We start from the raw sequence: 25,679 nt of genomic DNA on the forward strand, positions 1-25,679 counted from the left end.
ATAATGTTACTCATATATTGACATATTGACCACTGAGCTTTTTTGAATACAAAGTTTCAAAGTAAATCATTTCAGATGAAACAAGCTGGCTGTTACGATGAAAAAACTAATGGGGTTGTTGTAATGGTCGAAGCCCACAGCCAAGAAAAACAGATACAGCAAGTGGTTTATCGCATTTTAGATGCCAATTTAGATCGCGCCCGTGAAGGCTTGCGAATTATCGAGGAATGGTGCCGTTTTGGATTGAATAACGCCCAGTTGGCTGGGGAATGTAAGGATTTGCGCCAAGAGGTAGGTAAGTGGCATACCCCTGAACTAAGGGCAGCGAGAGATACACTCGGTGATCCTGGTACTGGTTTATCCCATCCCCAGGAAGAACTCCGCGCTAGCATTACCTCGTTGTTACAAGCTAACTTTTGCCGTGTCCAAGAAGCACTGCGGGTGCTGGAAGAATATGGCAAGCTTTACCACCCGAATATGGGGGCAGCTTTTAAGCAGATGCGCTATCGGGTTTACGCCCTAGAAAGTAATTTAATGGGTTATCAGCGGCACCAACTGCTGTGGCGATCGCGTTTATATCTTGTAACTTCCCCCACAGATAGTTTGTGCCAAACAGTGGAAGCGGCTCTCAAAGGCGGTTTAACGCTCCTACAGTATCGCGAAAAAACTGCCGATGATGTTTTGCGTCTGGAACGAGCTACGAAACTGCGGCAGCTATGCCACACCTATGGTGCTTTATTTATTGTCAATGACCGGGTAGATTTGGCTTTAGCGGTAGATGCCGATGGGGTGCATTTGGGGCAGCAGGATCTGCCGATTGCGGTGGCCCGGCAATTACTCGGAACCCAGCGGTTGATAGGACGCTCTACCACAAATCCCGAAGAAATGCAAGCGGCAATTGCCGAAGGCGCAGATTATATTGGCGTGGGCCCAGTTTATGAAACACCTACGAAAGTAGGTAAGGCAGCAGCAGGCTTAGAATATGTGAGATATGCCGCCAAAAACTGTGCTATTCCCTGGTTTGCGATTGGGGGAATCGATGCGAATAATATCAATGATCTGATTGATGCGGGAGCAGAACGGGTGGCGGTGGTGCGATCGCTAATGCAAGCGGAACAACCTACTTTAGTCACGCAATATTTCCTTTCCCAAATCCAGCGCGTGAAACTCAAACCGGAATAAATGCACAAGCGACAACTTATGTCTATTCAAATTGCACTTCAGGTAAATGGGGAAACTCGCAATTGTTTATCCCAAACGCCATTACCCGACTTACTCCAAGAGTTGGGTTTTAATCCCCGCTTGGTGGCGGTGGAGTATAATGGCGAAATCTTACACCGTCAATTTTGGCAGCAAACTCAAGTGCAGCCAGGCGATCGCTTAGAAGTAGTCACCATCGTTGGTGGTGGTTAATTTAATAAACACGAATAGCGAGATTCAGGTTTGTACAGCCAGCGGTGCAAATTCTTCCGTTTGGCTAACTCTTGGCCTTGGCGTCCGAGTCTTTCCCGTAGCGGCTTATCCTGACACAAACGTTTGAAAGCCTGAAAAACTTCATAGCCAGAATTGGGGTTCACCAAGAGGCCATTTTCTTCGTGATGGACTGCATCAAGAACACTACCCAAGCGAGAAGCAATTACAGGCTTACCAAAGTAGCTGGCTTCTGAGTAAACCATGCCAAAACCTTCGAGAATTTGAGTTTTTTGATTCAACAAAGTCAGCATGGCAAATATATCACAGGCTGCATAGTAGCCGGCTAATTCTCGTTCGGGTACATAGCCAGCAAAATGTACCCGCTTGTCTACTCGCAAGCGCTGAGATAATGATTTCAATTGGAATTCACTAGGTCCTTGACCGCAGATTATATAGTGGACATCTAGCCCAAGAGTTAACAATAGTGGTAAGTTGTCAATCACGCGATCAAAGCTTTTATGCTTCACCAGTCGTCCGACAGAGAGAATAACGATCGCTGTTTCGGGAATATTGTACGCCTGACGCAACCGCATTCTTAAATCATCAAGATGACTGGGACTAGTCGCAGTCCCAAATCTTTCAGGTCTAACGACTGGGTTAATTACGTGGGTAGGGGAATCAACCCGAAAAGCGGATCTCAGGTAATCTCTTGTATGGGAACTGTTACAAACAATGCCTTCGGCCCGTTTCAGTGTTAATTTAAATAGCGATCGCCATAAGGGGTTGCGTGAAGCACAAACAATATCGTTACCGTGCAGGTAGATAAAAAAGCGAATAGGTAAGATATAGCTGAGTAGCAATAGTGCCGGAAAGTCATAGCCATGACACCACTCAATATAGCGGTAATGATAGCGAAAATAGAGTTTACAGGCTAGCAGTATTGACCAGACGATATTCAACAGAGACTTGAAGATATTTCCCAGAAAACCACTAGGCCAGAAGCTAGAGTGGGGCCAGCGATAAACCGGAAACTGCTGCGCCTGATCAAATACTTTATCTCCTAAGCAACCAGCAGCCAGCACAATCACCCTGTCTGGGTCTTGCAAACAACGATTATAGACATATTCTCCAATCACAGCATCTTGCGGTCGGAAGCTCCGAGATATAACTAAGATGTCTGGGTAGGCAGTTTTGTCCCTGATCTGTGTCCCTAGCTGTGAAATATGTTCCATAAATAATTTTGAATTTGTTTATATTGACCGCTGGTGAGAGAAGTTGATAATTTCCGACAACCCTAGAAAAGGGAATTTTTCTGCACATAAAATTTCCATCAGTATTGACTTAACTTGCAGCTACAGGTTGCGAGTCAACTGAAAGATGATGCCTAGACTATGAAATCTCAACAATCAAGTTAGAAGTACACCCCACAAATCAAGCTGGGGAAGGGAACTGGTAGCCTTGAAAACTCGCAGAGATCCTGACAGTCAAGATATCTGTGTGTTCCTAGGAGATTGTTGCCAACTAAACCATATTTTGAGGAGAAACAATTGTTTGTGATTCCAGTTGGAAATTCGCTGACTATGTATCTTCTTTCCCTTTTATTACATCCTTTCTCCTTGATTCTAGTTAACAATCTAGCAGCGAAAAAACCAGGAGTCTACGTTATTTCTGTGTCAGTACTTCTCTGGTTCCCTAATTAACTTAGGTATAGTAGAGATATTAATTGTCTTGATTGTCGCTTTGGAGTACGTGGCAGGCGAAACCACAATTACCAAACCTCCTTGAATCCTAAACAGCACAAAAACTTCAGCAATATCTTAGTGCATGAACTAAGGAGTTTTATTTTTTAATTTGATTAATTTTATTTTTGACTGCCAATTTATCACCACTGGAGAATTTGTATGCATGATAAACCCTAGCCAGAATATCGTTGATATCCAAAGCAATTGCTCAGAGACTGCTGTAGATATTACTAAATCTAGCTGTTACTAATAGATTATACTGAATACCGCCTAAAATTATGCCAAATTGCCAAAAATATTCCGGTAATTTGGTAACCGATGTCATAGACTTTACGCGCTGATCATGATTTTCAATTGCTGAATTTTTCTCCCTTTGATGCTTTAACTTGTGTAAGTGGATACTAGAAAAATAATTACGTCGAGAAAGCTTTCATCGGTAATTTCTTAACTAAAGATTAATTGACTGTAGAATGTTTATAACACAGTTTTAAGTATGATTTTTGACAAATTACATAGTTATCGCGCCTTAACCCACAATTCGCTGCAATGAGTTTATCCCAAAATTATCAATTACTGTCAATTTCACCAGTTCTAGCGTTGTAACATACTGCCTTAACTATGAATCTAGAATTTACTTGATAAATTAATTGTGGTAAAGAGGGTTTTTACGGTGGGATATGTTTTATAAATATACAAGAAATATTTCTGATGAAGCTGTTTGTATTAGTAACTTCTACCAATCACTGTATTTTTGATGACTGACTATTGCTATTAACACATGAGATCCTCAAAATCTACATTACCTGGCTAATTTCTATTCATCTAGGTGGATGCTTAAAGTCAAATTTTGGCGTAAAGGCAAGATTATCAAAGCTATCTGCTAACATCTGCTCAAGATTGTTTCTTTTTACTCAAAAAATCAGTCAAAACAAGACTTAGAAACTACGAAGATTTGTATAGTTGAAAACTAAATCTATAGAGTTAGAAATTACAAAGATTTGTATAGTTGAGAAATGAAAAAGTTTCTCCCCTGTCTCCTGCCAATTCACAGATCCGAATATCGGTTAGTGTGTATTGCATCCAATCGAAAACCTCTCTATTTCTCAGAGATGGTGTAGTACTGAGCGGCGGGAATAATTAATTGATGCCTAAATTGCACGGTTATGGCGATGTTTTGCGGTACGGTTATCAATGTGAGAAATCCCCCCTGCGATCGCACCACACCGAATAACAGACGCGGTAGATTAAATATGTAGCTGACAATTAATCAAAAACTTGCTTGTTACGGGCTGGCGTCACCTACACACCGCAACACCAATACCAGTAGTGCGAGCAATCATCACTAAATACTGTTTTCCCAGCGACTGTGCTATGCGTAAAAAACTACAACAAACCATCAAACCCCTGCTAAAAACGTTCTTTGTTCTTAGCCTAGTAATAGCTTTAGCCTTTGGTCAAACCGATGGCGCATTAGCGGCCCGCAGTGGTGGTCGCATAGGTGGTGGTTCGTTCAGAGCACCCTCTAGCCGCAGTTACACACCGCGCACTTATGCACCTCCTGGTGGTGGTGGATACTACGCTCCCTATCCTGGTGGTGGTTTTGGCTTTCCTTTCCTGATTCCTTTTTGGGGTATTGGAGGAGGATTTGGCGGTGTGTTTAGCATCTTAATCTTTTTAGCGATCGCTAATTTCTTGGTGCAATCCTTCCGTCGCGTCACCAATAACGACACCGAAGAAGCAGACTACAACAACAATTCCACAGTTTCCATCACTCGTTTGCAAGTCGGTTTATTAGCTCAAGCCCGTGGTTTGCAAACCGAACTCAACCACATCGCCGAAACTGCTGACACCAACACCCCAGAGGGGAGAGCAGAAATCTTACAAGAAGCCAGCCTTGCATTACTACGCCATCCCGAATACTGGGTATATGCAGGTGGTGGCACCCAGCAAGCTAAATTAAATGCAGCTGAATCTCAATTCAACCGTTTGTCATTGGCAGAACGCAGCAAATTCAGCGAAGAAACACTTTCCAACGTCAACAACCAGCTAAAAGCGGCTCTAGCCAAAGAAGCCTTACCCCCTGCTGAACTCGATAACCCCACCCGTTTAATTAGCGAAGGCCCTGGGGAATATCTAATCGTCACCTTATTAGCAGCAACTCTAGGCAAATTTGGCATCCCCGCAATTAACAGCGCTGACGACCTACGTCAAGCCTTGCGGATAATTGGTAGCCTCCCCAGCGAACAACTTTTAGCAATTGAAGTTCTTTGGACTCCCCAAGCAGAAGGCGACACCCTAACAACTGATGATTTGTTCGCCGAGTATCCTGATTTGAAACTGGTTTAATCTGGAAGCGCTTCAGCGCCGACCACGAACAAGAAAACCGCTTGCCATCAGACACGCGGTTTTTTTTAGAAGCTCAGATACCTGAACTTAATTTAGGGTAGTTCTTCCTTATCAACTTCATGATAACAAATATAGAAATAATAGTCAACATCAATTTCACCCAAAAACCTAAATTATCTCTTCAGCAGAAAATACCACCCGAAAGCCGCATATCCTCAACCCACCGTCAGACTCATTCCAGCTACGACTAGCGCTGCGGCAAAGTTCTGCACTGAAACTCCAAGAACCACCGCGCAAAACCCGGCGATGTTCATCACCGCCAATTTCCCAAACCTTACCATCAGCCGGTGCGCCATTGTAATTGTTATGCCAAGGGTCAGCACACCACTCCCAAACTAGCCCATGCATATCATACAATCCAAAGGCGTTTGCCACCTCATAACTGCCGACACTTGTTGTTTGTTTGCGGAATTTGCTTTTTGCTTCCACAGCATAAGTATCGCCACCGCTACAGTTAACCAAATCAGCAGTAATGGTTTCGCCAAAGTGGAATGATGTCGTAGTTCCAGCGCGACAAGCATATTCCCATTCAGCTTCACTCGGTAAACGATAATCGCGTCCAGTTTTTGCCGATACCCGAGCACAAAATTCTACAGCTTCGTGCCAAGATACATTTTCTACGGGTAGATTTAACCCCTTAAATTTAGCGGGGTTGGGATTTAAAGTTTGTTGGATTTTAGGTAAAGCTGCCACAGCCCGCCATTGTGCTTGAGTAATCGGAAACTTCCCCATAAAAAAGGGTTCAACTATCACTTGATGTTGGGGACGTTCATCTGCGTCTCCTTCCAACTCTGGCGAGCCCATCATATATATACCATCAGGAATCGATACCATTTCTAGAGTGATGGCTTTACTCAATTCTTCCGCCAATAATTTTGCACTGCGTCTATCTCGGCTAACTTCTCTACCGGCTGTATCTACTGTCACTACATGAAAATCAAAACTTTTTAAAGGCGGTAACGGTAATTTTACTTTTGGCTGTGTTGGTGGTGGTGAAGGCGGTAATGGTGGTTGGGGCATTACCGCAAATTTTAGTGTCACAGGGGATGTTGTAAACTTTAAGTCGTTGATAACTTCTGCTGCTGATTGATATCTCTCACTAGGAAAATGCTTCAGCAATTTATCTAAAATTTTCCCTAAGTCATCGCTGATAGTAATGCCTTTTTCTAGTAATCGTTCATGCCATAACCATTTAGCGTTCATGGCATCATAAAGAGGATCATTAATCTGACCGTAAGCATTATGTGAAGGTAAATCTTGTGTTAAAAGCCGGACACAAGTTACGCCTAAGGCATATAAATCACTGGCGTGACAAGCAAATCCAGCCATTTGCTCAGTTGGGGCATAACCTAGGGTATAAATTACTGTAGCTTGTCTGGCTAAACTGGTTTGTGTTACTTGCTTGGCGCCGCCGAAGTCAATTAATACAGGTTTGCCATCAGCATCACGGCGGATGATATTTTCTGGTTTGATATCCCGATGAATAACGTTATGTTCATGAATGAATTCAAGAACTGGTAATAAATCACTTAACAGTTTGCGAATTTCTGCTTCGCTATAAGCTTGCTGTTGAACTTCTTTTAAAAGAGTTGGCCCTAAAATAAATTCTTGTACGAGGTACAAACTAGCAGCCTGCTCAAAATAAGCTAGCAATCTGGGAATTTGAGTATGATTTTCTCCTAGTTCATACAACCGAAAAGCCTCTTCTTTAAAAAAATCTGCTGCTTTGTTGCGTTGTCTTGTTCCCTGAACTTGGGGAAAAAATTGCTTGATGACGCAAGGTGCGTTGAGTCTATCTGCATCTTCTGCGGCATAGGTTCTACTAAACCCGCCTTCACCTAATAATCTCAATACACGGTAGCGGTTTCTCAGGAGGTTACTAAATTTGCCTTGTCCGCAACTTTGGCAAAATTTATTGCTGTCAGGGTTGAATGGATTTGAGCAATTGGGATTTTGGCAGATTTGCATAAATGAGGGGTAAATAGCATCTTTTCCAAAGAGAACCCCAGTATTATCTACTTGAAAACAAAAATAAAGACGAAGGAACTATCTTTAGTTGTGTATCAATAGTGAGACTTATCTGAGCTTAAGTATTAAATCTGCATATATATGGGCGCACAGATTTCGACCATAAAATAATATTAGGAGAAACAGTCGATTATGTCAAGTAGATGGATAGTTAATTTAGAGCAAATCGGTGTAAATTTTTATAATGAGAATCCTAGATTACTCAGCAAACAATATGGTATAACCACATACAAAAATCCAGTTTCAGCAAGAGATTAAGTTACCCGATCTCTAGTTTTTTTTTAAAAGTTGCCTTGATTTTCTCTTTCTTCGTTTATTTTGGGGAACTCCCTTAACTGTCTTAACTTCTGTCTAAGTATGAGAAGTTTTCGGTTAATTTCCTGAAGTTTTCGGTTAATTTTCTTAACTATTTTGCATTATCTTAATAAAAATATGTAAAAAATTTTTCAACCACTAGCAAGGTTTGGAGCTTTATTTTAATTCCTGGGAGAAAATAAAATTTATACATAGCCAAAATCTGAAAACTCAAGCCCCGCAAGCTTTTTACCTAGGGCATAATCCCAAAGTAGCAAAAGAGGCTGTGCTACTTGATTTTTTTCAGACAATCAAGAATAATACCTATTAGTCAAATCCCATAGCAATCCTAAATAGTTTGTGAATATCTTCTAGGTTGATTTAGACGGGGTAATTAACTGATGACGCTAACAGATTTTCAAACCGCATCGTCACCCAACATCCACTATAAAATATAAATAAGTTCACGACTCATTTAGGATGGCGATCCTAAGCAAATAGTGAGATAACATGATGAATTTGATACTTCAGTTATGTATTGAGCAGAATTTTTTTCAAGGCTAGTTCAAATGCGTTTGCCCTGGCTCTATGCCGAACCCACATTTTGATCAAACGTTGATCTAAATTTCTCACAGACTTTGAAATAGAACTATGAAACGTCTTGTTATTTGTTGTGATGGAACCTGGCAACAGTTAACGAATCCTTACCCAACCAATGTGGTGAAGCTGGCTCAATCCGTGAAACCGATCGCCAGTGACGGGGTTACACAAATCGTCTTCTATGACGAGGGCATTGGCACCGAAGGTCAAAAACTTTTAGGCGGAATTACCGGATTAGGAATCGATAGAAATATAGAAGATGGCTACCGATTTCTGAGCCTGAATTATGTGCCTGGTGACGAAATCTATCTGTTCGGCTTCAGTCGCGGTGCTTACACAGTTAGGAGTCTAGCGGGGATGATCTATTGCTCCGGTCTCCTAAAGCGCCCCTACGTCACGAAAACACATGAAGCTTACGAGCTTTACCGTAACCGGGGAGTTAAACCCAGGGATAAGGCAGCAGTAGAATACCGTGAAAGTTATGGCGATCGCGTCCCCATCACCTTGCTTGGTTGTTTTGACACCGTTGGCGCCCTTGGTATTCCTGGGCTACCCGCTTTCCGAAGGTTTAGCAACCAGCTAAATCAGCTAAATCAGCGGTACAGATTCCACGACACCACTTTAAACAAATTTATTGGGAATGCATTACACGCGATGGCGATCGACGAAATCCGCGAAATCTTTGATGTCACCCCTATGAAAAAGCATCCTGAAGCTGAAAACCAGCGGTTAATTCAAAAGTGGTTTCCGGGTGAACACGGCTGCATCGGCGGTGGTAAGAAAGAACACATCGGGTTGTCAGATACTGCCTTACAGTGGATGATTGATTCCATCGGCGACTTGAAATTGGGGCTTGACCTCGATCCAAATTTGATTCCCACACGCATCAACCCCAATTATGAATGTGACTTTAAGAACGATGCTGGATTCTTTAAATTGGCAGGAATCAAGTTTCGTGATGTCAGCGACACCATTGAAGACCTTCATGAAAGCGTGCTCAACCGTTTGAAAAGTCGCGGTGACTATCGACCCAAAAATCTACAAAAGATTCTCGCCAAACTAAATAAAGTTGAATGAACTGAGCAATTGAAGCCAAGAGATTTAGGGTACATTGAATATAGAATTTGAAACCAGAAGGTAAAAACAATTATGGCGGCACAAAGAGACACATCCAAAGATGGGTTAAATAACAAAATTCAAACATATGTTTTAACCCACTTTAAAGGTATTTGGCAATTTCTCCAAAGCAACAAATCTATTGCCCGGAAAGTTAATAAAGCTTTGATTAATAGTCTCATCTACAAAATTCCTACTCGTCCTAATCCCTACAGTATGATGACGCTAGATGAGTATATTCCTGATACTAAAATTCCTAAGAAAACTGATACTTATACTTCCTGGGAATCACTCAACGATCGCACTTATACAGGACGCCATCTGCCACCAGATCCAAAGTTAAACGCTGAGGGCAATCTACCAAAAGTTGAAGACCTAGCTATTTTATTCCGTAAAAGAGATGGTAAAACCATTTATTCTAGCAAATCAACTATGCTGTTTCCCTATTGGGTGCAGTGGTTCACTGATAGTTTTCTCCGCATTGATAACTATAATAAATTAAAAAATACCTCCAACCATGAAATTGAATTATCTAATGTTTATGGTTTAACCAGAAAACAAACACATCTTTTAAGAACCTTTCAAGGAGGTAAATTTAAAACTCAGAAACTCCAGCGCCAAGATGGTGTAGAAGAAGAATATCCCTTGTTTTATTATGCCGACCCAGCGCAGGGTATAGTTGACCCTCAATTTGTCGGTCTTTATGAACCCATCAATGATGAAAAAAGACAGCCCACAGATAAAAAACAATATCTGTTCGCGATGGGAGTAGAACGAGCAAATGTGCAAATTGGCTATGTCATGCTCAATACTCTGTGTATCCGTGAACATAATCGTCTTTGTGATGTATTAGCCAGCAATTATCCAGATTGGGATGATGAACGGCTCTTCCAAACTTCGAGAAATATTCTCATGGCGATGATTCTTAAAATCATCATGGAAGAGTACATTAACCACATAACTCCTTACCACTTCAAATTGTTTGCTGATCCTGAAGCTTTTACTAAGGAAAGTTGGCATCGCCCCAATTGGATGGCAATTGAATTTGACTTTGTTTATCGCTGGCATAGTGCGATTCCAGAAACCTTTAAATATAACGGTCAACCAACTCACATTGCTGACACTCTCTGGAACAATAAGCTGTTTATTGACCAAGGTTTAGGTGCATTGATGGAAGAAACTTGTTCCCAAGCAGGTACAAGAATTGGTTTATTCAACACACCTGATATATTAGTTGAGTTAACCGAATTACCCTCAATCAAACTAGGACGACAACTGCAATTAGCAAGCTACAACGATTATCGGGAATTGTGCGGTTTCCCCAGAGTGACTAAATTTGAGCAAATTACCAGCAATGAATTTGCTCAGAAGAAACTCAAAGAATTATATGGTCATGTTGATAATATTGAGTTTTATGTGGGAATCTACGCCGAGGAGGTGCGGCAAAATTCAACTATTCCTCCCCTAGTAGCACGCATAATTGGAATTGATGCCTTTTCTGAGGCTCTGACTAATTCTTTACTATCACCCAATATCTTCAATAAAGACACTTTTTCTCCTGTGGGTTGGGAAATTATTCAAAATACCAAAACCGTCTCAGATTTAGTGAATCGGAATGTGCCTCCATCAGGCAAGAAGTACAAAGTTACTTTTGACCTTTAAGAAATTGTAATATCCCATTCTGTAGTGGCGTGGCCAGGCTAAAATAATGCATAAAATATAGTTCTTGTGATGTGGGCATCTTGCCCGCCCAAAACAGGCGTCTCGCCCGTTCTACAAGAAAAGCATCATGCAGTACATAAGTCTTGCCACGCCACTACGAATATCTGACGGTTTATTTTTTTGCACAAATCCTCGAAGCTGGGTGAGTAATAACAGCAAACAAGCGATGGCAGCTTAAAATAAACTCAATTGATTCATTAACCCTACTTGAAAAACATGAAACTATTTACAGAATATCCAGAAAAAGACGAAGCTAAATATTGCGCTCTTATGAGTGAGCTAGTCAAAAAGAACATGGACAATCTTTACGGAGGTGAGAAGAAAAAAATTGCCAAGAGAGATACTCACGCTAAAACCCACGCTGCTGTTCAAGGTACTCTAGAAATCTTTGACTTTGATGAAGCAGCAATTAAGCAAGAATTGAGCAAACGCACCTCATTAACTGAAGCTCAACTTTCTGCAATTTCCCTAAAACAAGGTTTATTTGCCAAACCGAAACAATATCCGGTTTGGCTACGATTTGCAAGTGGTGCGTTCTCAGTCAAGAGTGATTATGAAGGAGATACGCGCTCTATGTCCGTAAAAGTGATAGGGGTAGAAGGAGAACGACTACCGCAAAGTCACGAGTTAAAAACCCAAGATATTATTGTCCACAATACCGAACTCTTTTTTGTTAGAACTATTAAAGACTTCTACGGCTTTTTCTTGGCGATTTATCGAGCAGGGTTGTTTCCGCTTTTTAAGCTGTTGGTGCTTTTATGGCTAAAGTTGCATCCCTACGAATCCACTCTTTTACAAACCAGTTTCAAACGGTTTCCTAAGAGTTTGCTCATAGAACGCTATTGGAGTGCTTCGGCGTATTCTGTGGGACTCAAATCTGATTTTGATCCCTACAAACCAGGTCGAGTTCCTGTGGAATATCCGGCTGTGATTAAATATGGATTTATTCCGGTTTCCAGTCAACCACCTCATCAACATCTTCCTCTAGAGTCCAGACCAGAAAGTGAACTTAAGAACGCCAAAGCCTCAGGTTCAGAGGACAACTATTACCGAGAGGATATCATTCAAGCTTTAGCAAAGCCTGATGCTGAATACACCTGGGACTTTCAAATCCAATTTCAAACTAGCCCAGAGATGTCCATTGATGATACCACCATTCCTTGGAATGAAGAGGAAGCACCTTTCTTTACAGTTGGTCGTCTGACAGTTAAGCATCAAAAGGTTGATTCTCCCCAAGAAAGTAACTTTGGGGAAAATCTCAGTTTTTCTCCTGGGAATGGTCTAGCAGTGCATCGTCCTGTCGGTGCGATTAATCGGTTACGCAGCATTGTTTATCCTATTGTTGCTGAGTCCCGTCATAATAAACGAGGAGTCAAATACCAGGAACCCACTGTCTGACTTTTCACAGCAATTGATGAACCTATCCCACTAAAAGTATGGGAATCTACCTCTCAACAAGGAGGGGTAGATTGCTGGACGTATTGTTCGCGTTGGCGAGGCCTCTCGTAGAGAAGCGTTACGCAGGAAATGATTGAGTTAGCTGGAATAGAAGTTATTTGAGGATATTTTCCTCTTCAGCAGGAGCGTGTTCAGGGAACACCTCATATTCCGTATTAAAATCGACTATGATGGCGGGACGATGTCAAACTTGATAACTGACATTACCTAGAGCTTTGATTGTCAGCATTCGCGCGAATAAATTCAGCTATACCAGCGACGGTGGCAGATACAGAAATTAACATCACACTGAGAGCATTAATATCAGGTTTGACTCCTGATCTGATGCGACTAAAAATTTCCATTGGCAGGGTGTTAGAACCGCTACCAGAAGTAAAACTGGCGATGAGAAAATCATCTAAGCTGAGGACAAAGGCTAGTAAGCACCCAGAGATAATTCCCGGCATTAATTGCGGTAGTAAGACTTGGATAAAAGCTTGTACTGGTGTAGCGCCTAAATCAAGCGCAGCTTCTTCTAAGTGGGGATCTAAGTTGGTGAGTCGTGAACTTACTACTAGCCCAACGTAGGAAAGGCAGAAGACTACATGAGCCGCAGCAATTGTCCACACACTCAGGGGGATGGCAAATGCTGCTAGACAGACTAGGGTAGCAACGGCGATCGCAATATCGGGAATCATAAAGGGTAGGTAAGACATACCACGATATAATTTTTTCCCCGGAAATTCATAACGTGCCAACCCCACCGCCATCAAGGTTCCCAGGACTGAGGAAACCAACACGGCGCTAAAGGCAACTATTAAGCTATTGTTCAAAGCCGATAAAATGCGATCGTCACTGAACAGTTTGCGATACCAATCAAGGGTGAATCCTTGCCAAGTTGCACTGTAGGGTGACTGATTGAAGCTATAAAAGCTAAGTACCACAATAGGCAGGTACATAAATACAAATACCAGTAGTGATAAAACCGCCTGCCATGGGACACGCGGTTTTTTTTGATGCTGAGAAATATTCATAAAATTTTGTGGGAAGTTTGCGCTGGACAGCATCACGACTAAACGTCGTGGGTTTTTAATATTTATATTTTTTATGATCGACAACTAAAGTACCACATTTTATATTAAAAGTCAATCAGAGTTGGGCATCGGGTTTCCTAGCTTGTGTTAACTGGTGTTATGCAGCATTCTAGAGCAGAAGCCCTAGGTAAATTAAAGGTATTTTAGCTATATTTGTTTGAGTTTCTTTAACGAAAGGGGAAGAGAGAAATCCAAAAATAATTTTGACTGTGGTACAGTTACAAGCAAATCTTACCCCTTTTTATTTGGTACTTCATATTTCTTCTTTTGGATGATTTGGCAGGTATTTTACCTCTTTAGGAGAGGATAATGTCCCTACCTAAGGTAGACGATAAATCTAGAAGTAAAGGCATAAGATTTTGAAGCGGATATTTATCTAGTTGGTGTTCTAAGTAGGTTTGTGGTGCAGAAAAAATCACTAAAATGCACTATTTAAACAGAAAAAACACCGTTAATTCCAGTCTGATAGCTTAGGAGATTGATCATGCGAATTGCTCAAATTGCCCCATTATGGGAGAGAGTACCACCTCCAGCTTATGGCGGCATAGAGTTGGTCGTAGCATTGCTAACTGATGAATTAGTCCGACGGGGTCACGAAGTTACCCTATTTGCATCGGGAGATTCTCTCAGTTTGGCAAAGTTAGTGTCAGTTCATCCCCGTGCGCTTCGACTTGATCCTACTGTCAAAGATTGCGCTATCTATGACTCGCTACAACTAGCTACAGTCTACGAGCGGGCAGAAGAGTTTGATATTATTCACTCCCATTTGGGACATGGGACACTGCCCTACGTCAATCTTGTCAACACACCCACGGTTCACACGTTGCACGGGATTTTTACACCTGACAACGAAAAGATGTTTAAATTTGCGAAGAAACAACCCTATATCAATATTTCCCAGTCACAAAAGGAACCCAGGTTAGGGCTGAATTATGTAGCCACGGTCTACAACGGTATTGATGTCAGTAGTTATAAGTTTCACGCCCAACCAGAAGATCCTCCTTACCTGGCGTTTTTGGGTCGGTTGTCTCCAGAGAAGGGGCCGCATCTAGCAATTGCTGTTGCTAAAAAAGCCGGTTGGCGGTTGAAAATAGCAGGTAAGGTGGATGTGGTGGACGTGGAATATTTTGAGCAGGAAATTAAACCGCATATTGACGGCGAGCAAATTCAGTATTTAGGTGAAGCTAACCATACTCAAAAAAATGCCTTGATGGGAGGGGCTGTGGCAACTTTGTTCCCCATCACCTGGCGGGAACCTTTTGGGTTGGTGATGGTAGAATCAATGGCTTCGGGTACGCCAGTGATTGCGATGAAACTAGGGTCTACTGAAGAAGTAATTACCCACGGAGAAACAGGTTTTCTCTGCAATAACACAGAAGAGTTTATTAGTGCGCTTGATAAAATAGCCGATTTAGACCGCTATGCTTGTCGGCAGTATGTAGAAAAGCATTTTAGTGTGCAGCAGATGACCGATGGCTATGAGGCGGTTTATCAACAAGTCTTAGCCGAAAAATTTGCTAAGAATGGCCATTCCCGGAGTTTTGCCGGTTTAGCTAAGAGCCGCACTTAGGCAGTCTAAACTGAGATGAATTTAGCTCTAATTGTTTCTATGCGTTGGCGATTTACCCCTAAATCGCTTTCGCCCAAGCGGGAGGCCGAACGAACTTGGATGACCTTAGTTTTAGGGTCTAGATAGAATTCCACATCGTCTACAAATCCCATCAAAGCACTTTTGAATTCTGCATATATATAATCCTCACTTTCAGTAATTATCTTAGTTCTAGGTAAGGACTGAATGATTCTTTCGAGAAAGGCGATCGCTTTTTCTGGGGTAGTTGTGAAAGTCAACGGTGCAATTTGGTGTGTGGGATCGGAACTTTGACTGGAAACGCAGTTAGGGCTGTTAGGGCAGGGTGCTAATCTACCGTCACGAACACCTAAATTACTTGGTCTTTGTCCTGCAAAAATCATAATGCTGTATGTTGGTAAAGAAATAATTCAACTGTTATCCAGTATAGTTTACCAGGATTTACATATATTAAGAGGATTCTGTCATTTTCTAGGCGTAGTCCAAAAGTCTGGAAAAACCAGCTATCAGCAGGGGTAAGAGGGTCTAGACAGATGCAATGAAAATGAAAATCAGGGTTGCGGAATCTATTTTAATCTGGTTCTTATTTGGATACCTCATTTGGCATTGTCTCGATAAATAAGTGTATTAATTTAGTCTAAATAAAAAGCAGACATTTTATCTATATTTACCCCTTCTTTATTTCTTCCCAGGTAGTTGAGTACCCATTTCAGTTAATGCTGAGAAAATGAGCTAAACGATGAGTAACCCAACACCTGTAACAAAAGTTAGTAAATGGTGATTCATCAGTATAGAAATAACCTGTTACTCTGTAGTATGGAAGTGGTAGCTCAACTGGAAGAGCGCTCGACAGCCAATCGGGAGGTTGTGAGTTCAAGTCTCACCCCTTCCAAAAAAAATAATGTACTACACTGTAATATGGAAGTGGTAGTTTAATTGGAAAAACGCTTGACTTTCACTCAAGAGGTTGTGAGTTCAAATCTCACCCCTTCCAACATTTTACGGGGGCTGTAGCTCAACGGAGGAGCAGGGGAATCATAACCCAAGGTTGGAGGTTCAACTCCTCCCAGTCTCCACTTGTCACACTAGTGAGGGGAAGAATGATTCCACCAGAGGAATTGGAAATTTGTCTCAAGGTTTTGCAGCAGATATCAGAAGATCCGACGCTGATTAATTCTCATGAGCGTTGTAAAAGTCTGATTGCTAAAATTTATAAAAATGGCAAGAAAGGCACGCGTCGGGCAATTCAGCAACATGAAAAGGCTGAAGACAGACAGATTCAGGCGATGACTTTAATGGTACAAAGCCAACATTTTCCAAAACCCCCGGTGGCTTTACCCGATGCCTCTAAGTTAATCACCAAAAAGCTGAATAATCCAAAAAACTGCTATATCTGCAAAGCACCTTACAGCGATATTCATTTCTTTTACCATTGCCTGTGTCCCACCTGCGCTGCATTTAACTATGACCAGCGTAGTCAGCGAACAGATTTAACTGGACGTGTGGCTTTGGTGACTGGGGGACGGGTGAAAATTGGCTATCAGGTGGCATTAAGAATGCTCCGCGATGGTGCTAGGGTGATTGTTACAACGAGGTTTCCTGGTGATAGTGTACGCCGCTTTAGTGAGGAACCTGATTTTGCCGAATGGCGATCGCATTTGCAAATACATGGGCTAGATTTACGTTATATTCCCGCTGTGGAAGCATTTGTAGGGCATCTTTGCCAGACGGAATCGGCAATTGATATCATCATCAACAACGCCGCTCAAACTATCAAACGTCCTCTGGAATTCTATCAACATCTGTTGGCAAAGGAAGAAAACCCACAGAATTGTTTACTAGAAACGCAACCAAACTACAGCAATCTCCTTTCCACAACCAGTGCTTATTTTCCAGCTAATACCTTTGATGCAGATGGTCAACAATTAGATATGCGACCTAGCAATAGTTGGCTAATGAAATTGGCACAAGTGAATACAATGGAAATGTTAGAGGTGCAGTTAGTCAACGCCGTAGCACCATTTATGTTCAACAGTCAACTGAAGCCGTTAATCATGCGATCGCCATTTGAGCGACGTTTTATTATTAACGTATCGGCAATGGAGGGGCAATTTAACCGGGAAAATAAAACGGTATACCATCCTCATACAAACATGGCTAAAGCTGCTTTGAACATGATGACTCGGACATCAGCAGCAGATTATGCCCATGATGGCATTTTTATGAACAGCGTTGATACTGGCTGGATTACTGATGAAAATCCATACAATAAAAAAACTTATTTACAGGAAACTAGAGGCTTTTATCCCCCACTGGATGTAATTGATGGGATGGCACGGATTTATGATCCGATTGTTCAAGGGTTGAAAGATATTGCCGAGCCTTTGTATGGTCATTTTCTCAAAGATTATGCCCCACACCCTTGGTAAGCGATTTAAAATTTAAAATCCAAAATTATATGAACGAACAAATTATTCATTGCCCAATTCATGATGTTATGGAAACAGCATCCGATGTGCTGGAGGCAATTTTCCCTTTAATTGAACATCTGCAAACTAATATCCCTGTGACCCGACAAACAACCTTTCCCCGTGGTATAGTGATGCCAGATGGGCGACTAGATTTGTGCAAACAAGGTCTTGGTTATTTGGGATTTCAGCCGATTGCTGAAGCATTAGCAGCTAATAAGACGATCGCTAGTTTGCTTTTGGGTACTAATGGTATTGGTAATGCTGGGGCTGCTGATGTGGCCAAGTTGATTGAATGCAACCAGCATTTAGAAGTTGTTTATCTAGGCTGTAATCAGATTGCAGATATTAGTGAACTAGCTAACGCCTTGACTAAAAATACATCCGTGACAGGACTATGGCTAAAGCGTAACCCTATTGGTTTATCGGGGGCAAGTTTTATTGCTGAGATGCTATGTCATAATCACAGTATCCGCACCCTTGATTTAGTGAATACTAACATTGGTGATCAAGGGTTGGCGATAATAATTGATGCTCTAATTCATCAAAATCGTACAGTTGAGCGTTTATATTTGGGAGGAAATCAAATTGATTGTAAAGGGGCGCAACTCCTAGCAACTTTACTCAGAAAAAACTCGGCAATTAAGGCAATTTTGCTTAACGTTAATGATTTGGGTGATGCTGGTGCTGTGGCGTTAGCTGAAGCTTTACAGCAGAATCATACCTTAGTTGAACTTGGAGTTGCTAGTAATGGTATTACGCCTCAAGGGGGAATTCGCTTAATCGAAGCTATCCAAAAACATCCCGCATTAGTAAATGTGGATTTGGGCTATAGTCAATCAACGCGAGTGCTTGGTGCAATTGCTAACTCGCTGGGTGATGCGGGTGCAGAGGCGATCGCTAATTTGTTGGTAAATAACCAAACTCTCCGAAAAATCAATCTGCGGCGTAATGGCATCACAGAACAGGGTAAACTTTCCCTGATTGCTGGATTGCAGCACAACAGAACAATCCGCCAACTGATTCTTGATGGTAAACAGCATTCGCAGATTACAGCACTAATCCAACGCAATTTTAACTTAGAACTAGAGAAAGATTTGGCTATTGCTCGTGATGTTGCCCTGATTAAGAGCGTATATCGGGGGCAGATACAGTAGTTTTCGGATGAAACCACACTGTAGATGTCTCTACAAGATATCTATTCCATTCACATTCCAAGCGCCGTATGGTAGTTCTCCACCCGCTTTCACATTTCCTCAACTCTAACTCAACAATTCTCCTCTCACCCCCCAGCTATGACTACGAAGGGCGCTGTCCCGAAAGTGGCGAACGACTGAGACTACCCCGCACTGCTTTGGTAGAAGCTGTTGCATTTGGTTTAATGCAACAGCTTACCCAAAATCACCTTTATTCCCGTGAAGGCAAGATGTACGGAGTTTTGCTAGTGGAACTACCTACAGGTGAACAAAGGGTAATCAAAGCCTTTTCCGGTTTGTTGAATAATTGCAGTGTGGTTGAAGGTTGGGTGACACCAATTCCCGGACGTGATCAAGTAGCTTTAGAAGAAGCCCGGACTTTAGCTGAATTAGAGGCGATTAAGCAAGAACTGATTAGTTTAAAGCAACTCCCGGTTCGTCAACAATCCGCAACCATAGCGAGTGAATTTGAGCAGCAGTTACAATCAATGTGCATGAGCCATCGCGCCAGCAAACAGCAACGACAAGAAAAACGCCTGCAAATCTGCGAAACCCTGACAGCCGAAGCACTCACCATCGCCCTAGAACAACTCGATGCCGAAAGCCGTCAGCAAGGAATTGAACGCCGACACCTCAAACGCGAACAAAATGATGCTTTGCAGCCCCTCCAGCAGCTAATTACAGCCGCAGATGAACGAATTAGCGAACTAAAACAACAGCGCAAAACACTATCTCGCCAACTGCAAGCACAAATGCACGCCGCCTACAGTTTGACTAATTTTTCTGGGCAATCCTTATCATTACAGCAATTGATGCCAGGAGGTTTGCCAACGGGGACAGGAGATTGTTGTGCGCCAAAGCTGCTGCACTATGCAGCCACACATAACCTCAAACCCTTGGCAATGGCGGAATTTTGGTGGGGAACATCTTTAGCAAATCAAGACAAAATTCAGGGAGAATTTTATGGCGCTTGTGCAGAACGCTGTCAACCATTAATGGGGTTTCTGCTATCAGGATTAAAACCTCACCCCCCAGCCTTCAGCCCCGCTTCTACGATGGGAGAGGTGCCGATTATTTATGAAGATCAATGGCTGATTGCTGTAAACAAACCCCCAGGATTGCTTTCAGTACCTGGACGTTATCGCCATAACCAAGACAGTGTTCTCAGTCGCTTGCGTCATCTGTTGCCTGAAAAAGAGGCAATTACATCTGTGCATCGCTTAGATCAAGAAACCTCTGGTATTTTGCTGCTGGCACGCGATCGCTTAACCTATCGTCAACTAAGTTGGCAATTTCAGCAACGGCAGATTCACAAAGTTTATGAAGCCATACTTGCCGGTACTGTAACAACTGATCAAGGCGTGATTGAATTACCGTTATGGGGAAATCCTGAAAACCGCCCCTATCAACAAGTTGATCAACAACGGGGTAAACCCAGCTTGACACACTTCCGGGTGATGGCGCAGTTTGGAGAGTATACCCGTGTAGAGTTTACACCGCTGACAGGACGCACCCACCAGCTGCGGGTTCACGCTGCCGATGAGCGAGGATTGGGAATAAGGATATTAGGCGATCGCCTTTATGGTTGCAGTGCAGTTGCCCAGCGGTTATATCTGCACGCGCGGGAACTGATTTTTCAGCATCCGCAATCGGGGGAAACTCTGCATTTGCAAATAGAAACCCCATTTTGACGAGCATCAGGGACTTCCAAATCATAAAATATCCCAAATTTTCTTGTGGGGTGGGCTTCTAGCCCGGAATATGGGACTGGCTTTCCGGCCCATCCCACAAGATTAGGTAATTTATTTCTTGGAAATCCCTAAGCGACTTCCAAATAAAAAATGGCGTTGCTGATTTTATCTACGAAAATGATTTTGGACTTTACCAAAACCTTTGTTTGTAGAGACGTTGCATGCAACGTCTCTATATTCTATTTTGGAGATGTCTAATTAGTAAAAATCATACAGATAAGACGCTGCTGCCGCAGATTTCCAACTGTTGAGAACTTTTTTTCAACATCTGGGGGATTGTATCAGTAGCGACAGGGCGACTAAAGTAGAACCCCTGAGCTTCGTGGCAGCCTCGCATTTGCAGATATTCAAGCTGTTCTTGAGTTTCCACACCCTCTGCCGTGATCTTTAACCGGAGACTCTTTGCTAGGGCAATGATAGCATCGGTTACAGCTGCGCTATCAGGATTGGACATTACATCCTGCACAAATGACCGATCAATCTTGAGTTTATTAACAGGAAGGCGCTTCAAGTAATTGAGAGAGGAATAGCCGGTGCCGAAGTCATCTAAAGCCAAGGATATGCCTAGTTCTCGTAATTTTTCTAAGGTTTTAATCGATTGCTGAATGTCAGCCATCAGAAAGCTTTCAGTCACTTCCAATTCCAAATAAGACGCTTCTAGTCCAGTTTCCTGAAGAACTTGGCTGACAATCTCCACTAAATTCGGTTGTTCAAACTGTCGAGCTGACAGGTTTACCGATATGCGAATTGGCGAAAGTCCAGCAAGCTGCCAAGCACGGTTTTGAGCACAGGCTGTTCGCAATACCCATTCCCCAAGTGGTACGATCAAACCATTGGCTTCTGCAATCGGAATAAACTTTGCTGGAGAAACTAACCCTTGCGTGGGATGTTGCCAGCGAACTAGCGCTTCAGTTGCTGTCACTTGTCTGCTGTGCAAATCAATCAAGGGTTGGTAATAAACCAGCATTTCGTGGCGCTCAAGCGCTCCATGTAATGCATTATCTAACGCCAGTTGCTCTTGTAAATGTGCATTGATCTCCGGCGAATAAAACCGGTATTGGCCGCGCCCTTGCTGCTTGGCTTGGTACAGCGCCATTCGAGCCTGTTGCAAGAGTTGATCTACATTATTAGAATCATCTACTTGATTAATTGTCATCCCGATGCTGGCTGTGATCCGAATCAGGCTACCTTGAATAGAAAAAGGCTTTGCCAGGGTACTTAGTAGCAATTGGGATAGCTTGATTACAGACTCAAAGGTGGGAATTTCCATTCGTGCGATCGCAAATTCATCTCCAATTAAATGGGCCAGGATATCTGTTTGCGCCATACAAGTTGTTAAACGCTGGGCAATTGCTCTTAAAAGTAAATTTGATGTTTCATGCTCCAATGCATGACTCAGTCCAGTGAAATCATCGATGCCCAGCAACAGCACAGCTACGAGCCGCTGGTCTTTGTCAGGTTGGGATAAGGTTTGATGTAGGCGAGTGCAAAATAAGTCCCGATTAGGCAATCCAGTCAAGTCATCGTAGTTAGTAATGTAGTGAATTAACTCATCTAATTTGTGAAGAGTTTGTGAGGTATTTGCCATTAGCGTACCCGCTTCATCAACAAATTGTGTAGGCAATTCAGGTAATGTATTCGTATTTAGATAGTCTTGCAATGCCACAGATGTCAAAATCACTGGGGCGAGGAGGAGGCGTAGGGCATAAAGAGTAGCTGCCGTACCTACTAATGTAGCTAACAGAGCAATCACCAAAACTCGCACCGTCATCTCCCAAGAATAGGAATTTGAGGTGACAAAACTGAAAACTAAAACTAAAAGTGGCACGTGAGTTCCTAAAAATGTCACCAACATGATTTTGGCAATGTAACTTTTATTCAGCAATCCGAAATTAGTCAGAGATGAGTACAGATTAAGTGTGTGATTGTGCTTCATAATTTATGAACTGGGGTTGTTACTTAGTAAAATAATTGCCTCGTATTTTGGCAAAACCATCTCTTAGATTCACAATTTAGGGGAATAAATCTCAATGGCAATAGCCCAATATAAGGTGATATTTTTATGCTTCCCAATCCGGCTGTACACTTATATATTTATTTATATTTATTCTGTTAGTTTTCAATAAATTTAACTTCACAATCTAAAATCTAAATTGCTTATCGTGATTCGGTTAATTTAAATAAAAAGTTTGGATAAATCAAAGGTAAATTTACTATTAAACTTGGGTGAATGAAAGCAATAGGCTACGCTCCGCCCGAACGCTCAAAGCGTGTGCTTTGGTGCAGATCACTTTTTTATGCTTACTGGTAATATAAAATTGAGTTAAGTCTAGAAAAGAAGCGATTCTGTAATGAAGACGCTAGCTAAGTGGTCTGTGGATGAATATCATCGGATGATCGAAGCGGGTATTTTGCGCGATCGCCGTGTGGAGTTGTTAGCAGGCGAAATTGTTGAAATGAGTCCAGAAACCCCAATTCACTACAGCACAGCTAAACGAGGCGCAAAATACCTAGAGGAGTTGCTAGCAGGTAAAGCTGATGTCCGTTTCAATGGGCCGATTACCCTATCTTTCTCGGAACCTGAACCAGATATTGCCATTGTGCGGCTACCAGAGTCTAAATATGGCGCTCATCATCCTCACCCTGAAGATATATTCTGGATTATAGAAGTCGCTAAAACAAGTCTGAAGAAAGATATAGAGATTAAAGCTGCTATCTATGCAGAAGCGGGAATTCAGGAATATTGGGTTTTGAATTTAGCTGCCAAAAATGCCATGATTTTCCGAGATCCACAAAACGGTAAATACCTTACAGTACAAACCATCAGCGAGGGAATGCTTACACCATTGGCATTTGCAGACATTCAGGTGTCAGTTGAGCGGCTTTTGGGGTGAGTATGGGGCGAATGTCGCACAACACCCTTTTGGTTTGTGACTATAATTCAAATATGAGCGTAGACTAGCAAGGGCTTGTCGTTAGATATCAAGCTCACCCAAAACTATGCACAAATCCTTAGACATACAGCCTGTTGTATATGTCGCTATTAGTGCAGTTCTTAAAAAAAGTATTGTGCTTACCATCCCTCAACTCTGCCATAATGTAATGTGGATTTTGGCGAAGAAGGAATCTAGTATTTAGAACAATTTCAAGTAAATAAAAAAGCACCCATGAACCACAATCTTGCTGAAAATGAAAATACCAAACTAAACGTAGAGTACTACGGGGCTGATTTCCCTGTTGATGTCTTGGTTAAAAGAATGGAAGCTCAAGATTTCATTATTCCAGGCTTTCAAAGGAAATATGTCTGGAAAGAAGAAGAAGGATCACGCTTTATTGAATCTCTGTTACTGGGACTCCCCACTCCTGCACTTTTTTTGGCTAGAGACAAGTTTTCTAGTAAATATCTTGTGATAGATGGACAGCAGCGACTAAAAACATTGCAGTACTTTTACAAAGAATCTTTTCCTGAAGGAAAAGTATTCAAACTTAAAGGTGTTATACCTGCTCTTAGTGGTTTAACTTATTCTAGCTTACCGCCATCTGAACGTCGTAATCTCGATAACGCGATTATCCACTGCATAATTATCTCTGAAAATTATGATTCAAACGGAATATTTTATCTGTTTGAAAGACTGAACACTACTGGTACTTCTTTAAGTTCCCAGGAAATTCGTAATGCCATTTATCATGGTGCTTTTAGTGAATTACTTCAAGAATTAGTAAAAAATGAAACTTGGCGGCATCTATATGGTAAAGATGATAATCGAGCGAATGAACAAGAACTGATACTAAGATTTTTGGCTCTGCACTTCAATTTTGAAGAATACAAAGGGAATATGGTAGATTTTCTCAATGATTTTATGCTAGAAAATCAAAATTTAGAGCAAATTCCAAAAACCGAGATGCAAGATATTTTCTTGAACACAATTCAGTTTCTTGATAATTGTTTTGGATCAAAAGTTTTTTATCATAAAAAATCATTCAATAGCATTATTTTCGAGCATATAATGCTTTTAACTGCTAAAGAGTTAAAACATGGTTTAAAATGTGAAACCTTCAAAAAATTTTATGAAGCACTCATTAGAGATGAGCATTTCTGGTCATTATCTAAGTACTTTACAACTAGTAGAAAAAATTTAATGGCGAGGCTAGATTATGTTTGTCAAATTTACAAAAATTTATGTCAAACAATGTAAAAATCCTAGCTCACAGGCAAAAAATAGATAATCTCTTTAATCAAGTTAAATCTACTTCTAATCCTAAAGATCAGAGTGAATGGTCAAAATATTTATGCGTTCTAGTTTCAGGATTTATTGAAGAGTCTCTGAGAGTTTTATTAGAAGAATATGCTAGAAAACATTCCTCAACCTATATTCAGAATTTCGTTGAAACTGAAATCAGATATATAACGAATTGCAAGACTAACAAAATTATACTGATACTAAAGCAGTTCAGTCAAGCTTGGGCAACAGATTTTGAAAATCAGATTCAAGTAAAGAGTCGAATCACTGGTGAAATAAAGGATGCTTTAGATAGCATAGTTACTAATCGGCATAGCATAGCGCATGGTAAGAGTGGAGATATCACTTATGTTAGAGTTTTAAAATACTATAACAATGTAAAAATAGCTGTAGAAATCTTAGAAGATATCATCAGGTGATAACTACTCTCAGAGGGAGTTTGAGTAAATTCCGGCGATTGGTTTTTCTAAACATAGGATTGTGCTAAAGACTTTTTTCAACCAAACAGAGTTAAAGGTTTGAATCATATGTCTAAATGGCAACAAAATATCTAACTTATTGCCTGTGATTTTGATATCCCTTT

18 protein-coding genes and 2 tRNA genes are annotated in these 25,679 nt (G+C 41.5%); 15 read left to right on the forward strand and 5 right to left on the reverse strand.

The features are described 5' to 3' along the window. Positions 1–75 precede the first annotated feature (75 nt). The gene (locus tag CYLST_RS07425) at positions 76–1,182 is read left to right on the forward strand and encodes a thiamine phosphate synthase (protein ID WP_041233010.1); all 1,107 of its coding nucleotides are present in this window, start codon (positions 76–78) and stop codon (positions 1,180–1,182) included. Positions 1,183–1,200: 18 nt separating this feature from the next. Continuing rightward, positions 1,201–1,413 (forward strand): sulfur carrier protein ThiS, encoded by a 213-nt coding sequence (gene thiS, locus CYLST_RS07430; protein ID WP_015207092.1) that lies wholly within the window; start codon positions 1,201–1,203, stop codon positions 1,411–1,413. Here the strand turns inward: thiS and CYLST_RS07435 are convergent. After that, entirely contained in the window at positions 1,410–2,645 is a 1,236-nt protein-coding gene (locus tag CYLST_RS07435) for a glycosyltransferase family 4 protein (RefSeq protein ID WP_015207093.1), read from the reverse strand. The genes thiS and CYLST_RS07435 overlap by 4 nt on opposite strands. A gap of 1,881 nt (positions 2,646–4,526) precedes the next feature. Between CYLST_RS07435 and CYLST_RS07440 the strand changes: the two genes are divergently transcribed. Next, positions 4,527–5,501, forward strand: a complete 975-nt coding sequence (locus CYLST_RS07440) for a DUF1517 domain-containing protein (RefSeq protein ID WP_015207094.1) — start codon at positions 4,527–4,529, stop codon at positions 5,499–5,501. A gap of 168 nt (positions 5,502–5,669) precedes the next feature. Here the strand turns inward: CYLST_RS07440 and CYLST_RS07445 are convergent, their stop codons facing one another. After that, positions 5,670–7,529 (reverse strand): bifunctional serine/threonine-protein kinase/formylglycine-generating enzyme family protein, encoded by a 1,860-nt coding sequence (locus tag CYLST_RS07445; RefSeq protein ID WP_015207095.1) that lies wholly within the window; start codon positions 7,527–7,529, stop codon positions 5,670–5,672. 1,005 nt (positions 7,530–8,534) lie between these two features. Between CYLST_RS07445 and CYLST_RS07450 the strand changes: the two genes are divergently transcribed. The 3 genes from CYLST_RS07450 to CYLST_RS07460 all read left to right on the forward strand — a co-directional run bounded on the left by CYLST_RS07450 (position 8,535) and on the right by CYLST_RS07460 (position 12,719). After that, positions 8,535–9,560, forward strand: a complete 1,026-nt coding sequence (locus CYLST_RS07450) for a DUF2235 domain-containing protein (protein WP_015207097.1) — start codon at positions 8,535–8,537, stop codon at positions 9,558–9,560. Between the two features lie 72 nt (positions 9,561–9,632). After that, positions 9,633–11,261 (forward strand): peroxidase family protein, encoded by a 1,629-nt coding sequence (locus CYLST_RS07455; RefSeq protein ID WP_015207098.1) that lies wholly within the window; start codon positions 9,633–9,635, stop codon positions 11,259–11,261. 276 nt (positions 11,262–11,537) lie between these two features. Then, a complete protein-coding gene (locus tag CYLST_RS07460) occupies positions 11,538–12,719 on the forward strand; it encodes a catalase family protein (protein WP_015207099.1) in 1,182 nt (393 codons plus the stop codon). A gap of 263 nt (positions 12,720–12,982) precedes the next feature. Here the strand turns inward: CYLST_RS07460 and CYLST_RS07465 are convergent, their stop codons facing one another. Next, the gene (locus CYLST_RS07465) at positions 12,983–13,717 is read right to left on the reverse strand and encodes an ABC transporter permease (protein WP_245587476.1); all 735 of its coding nucleotides are present in this window, start codon (positions 13,715–13,717) and stop codon (positions 12,983–12,985) included. A gap of 619 nt (positions 13,718–14,336) precedes the next feature. On the opposite strand from CYLST_RS07465, the gene CYLST_RS07470 reads away from it, so the two are divergent. After that, complete coding sequence (locus tag CYLST_RS07470) at positions 14,337–15,422, forward strand: glycosyltransferase family 4 protein (protein WP_015207101.1); 1,086 nt, start codon at positions 14,337–14,339, stop codon at positions 15,420–15,422. Positions 15,423–15,427: 5 nt separating this feature from the next. Here CYLST_RS07470 and CYLST_RS07475 read toward each other — a convergent pair whose 3' ends face one another. After that, positions 15,428–15,823 carry a DUF1499 domain-containing protein gene (locus CYLST_RS07475; protein ID WP_015207102.1) on the reverse strand — a complete coding sequence of 132 codons (396 nt, stop codon included), beginning with the start codon at positions 15,821–15,823 and terminating at the stop codon, positions 15,428–15,430. A 435-nt stretch (positions 15,824–16,258) separates the two neighbouring features. On the opposite strand from CYLST_RS07475, the gene CYLST_RS07480 reads away from it, so the two are divergent. From CYLST_RS07480 to CYLST_RS07505, 5 genes are all read left to right on the forward strand, one after another. Then, positions 16,259–16,332: transfer RNA gene (locus CYLST_RS07480), tRNA-Gly, on the forward strand. A 28-nt stretch (positions 16,333–16,360) separates the two neighbouring features. Further along, positions 16,361–16,434: transfer RNA gene (locus tag CYLST_RS07485), tRNA-Glu, on the forward strand. A gap of 106 nt (positions 16,435–16,540) precedes the next feature. Further along, a complete protein-coding gene (locus CYLST_RS07495; RefSeq protein ID WP_015207103.1) occupies positions 16,541–17,869 on the forward strand; it encodes an SDR family NAD(P)-dependent oxidoreductase in 1,329 nt (442 codons plus the stop codon). A 29-nt stretch (positions 17,870–17,898) separates the two neighbouring features. Then, positions 17,899–19,065, forward strand: a complete 1,167-nt coding sequence (locus tag CYLST_RS07500) for a leucine-rich repeat domain-containing protein (protein WP_015207104.1) — start codon at positions 17,899–17,901, stop codon at positions 19,063–19,065. A gap of 68 nt (positions 19,066–19,133) precedes the next feature. Continuing rightward, complete coding sequence (locus CYLST_RS07505; protein ID WP_015207105.1) at positions 19,134–20,795, forward strand: RluA family pseudouridine synthase; 1,662 nt, start codon at positions 19,134–19,136, stop codon at positions 20,793–20,795. A gap of 268 nt (positions 20,796–21,063) precedes the next feature. Here CYLST_RS07505 and CYLST_RS07510 read toward each other — a convergent pair whose 3' ends face one another. Next, positions 21,064–22,791, reverse strand: a complete 1,728-nt coding sequence (locus tag CYLST_RS07510) for a putative bifunctional diguanylate cyclase/phosphodiesterase (RefSeq protein ID WP_015207106.1) — start codon at positions 22,789–22,791, stop codon at positions 21,064–21,066. 415 nt (positions 22,792–23,206) lie between these two features. On the opposite strand from CYLST_RS07510, the gene CYLST_RS07515 reads away from it, so the two are divergent. From CYLST_RS07515 to CYLST_RS07525, 3 genes are all read left to right on the forward strand, one after another. Next, on the forward strand, positions 23,207–23,749 hold the full coding sequence (locus CYLST_RS07515; RefSeq protein WP_015207107.1) for a Uma2 family endonuclease: 543 nt from the start codon (positions 23,207–23,209) through the stop codon (positions 23,747–23,749). A 273-nt stretch (positions 23,750–24,022) separates the two neighbouring features. Beyond that, positions 24,023–25,051 (forward strand): DUF262 domain-containing protein, encoded by a 1,029-nt coding sequence (locus CYLST_RS07520; protein WP_015207108.1) that lies wholly within the window; start codon positions 24,023–24,025, stop codon positions 25,049–25,051. Next, the gene (locus tag CYLST_RS07525; RefSeq protein WP_051056106.1) at positions 25,036–25,515 is read left to right on the forward strand and encodes a HEPN domain-containing protein; all 480 of its coding nucleotides are present in this window, start codon (positions 25,036–25,038) and stop codon (positions 25,513–25,515) included. Before CYLST_RS07520 ends, CYLST_RS07525 begins: the two co-directional genes overlap by 16 nt. Positions 25,516–25,679: the final 164 nt, after the last annotated feature.

Source organism: Cylindrospermum stagnale PCC 7417, from assembly GCF_000317535.1.
Classification (GTDB): Bacteria; Cyanobacteriota; Cyanobacteriia; order Cyanobacteriales; family Nostocaceae; genus Cylindrospermum; species Cylindrospermum stagnale.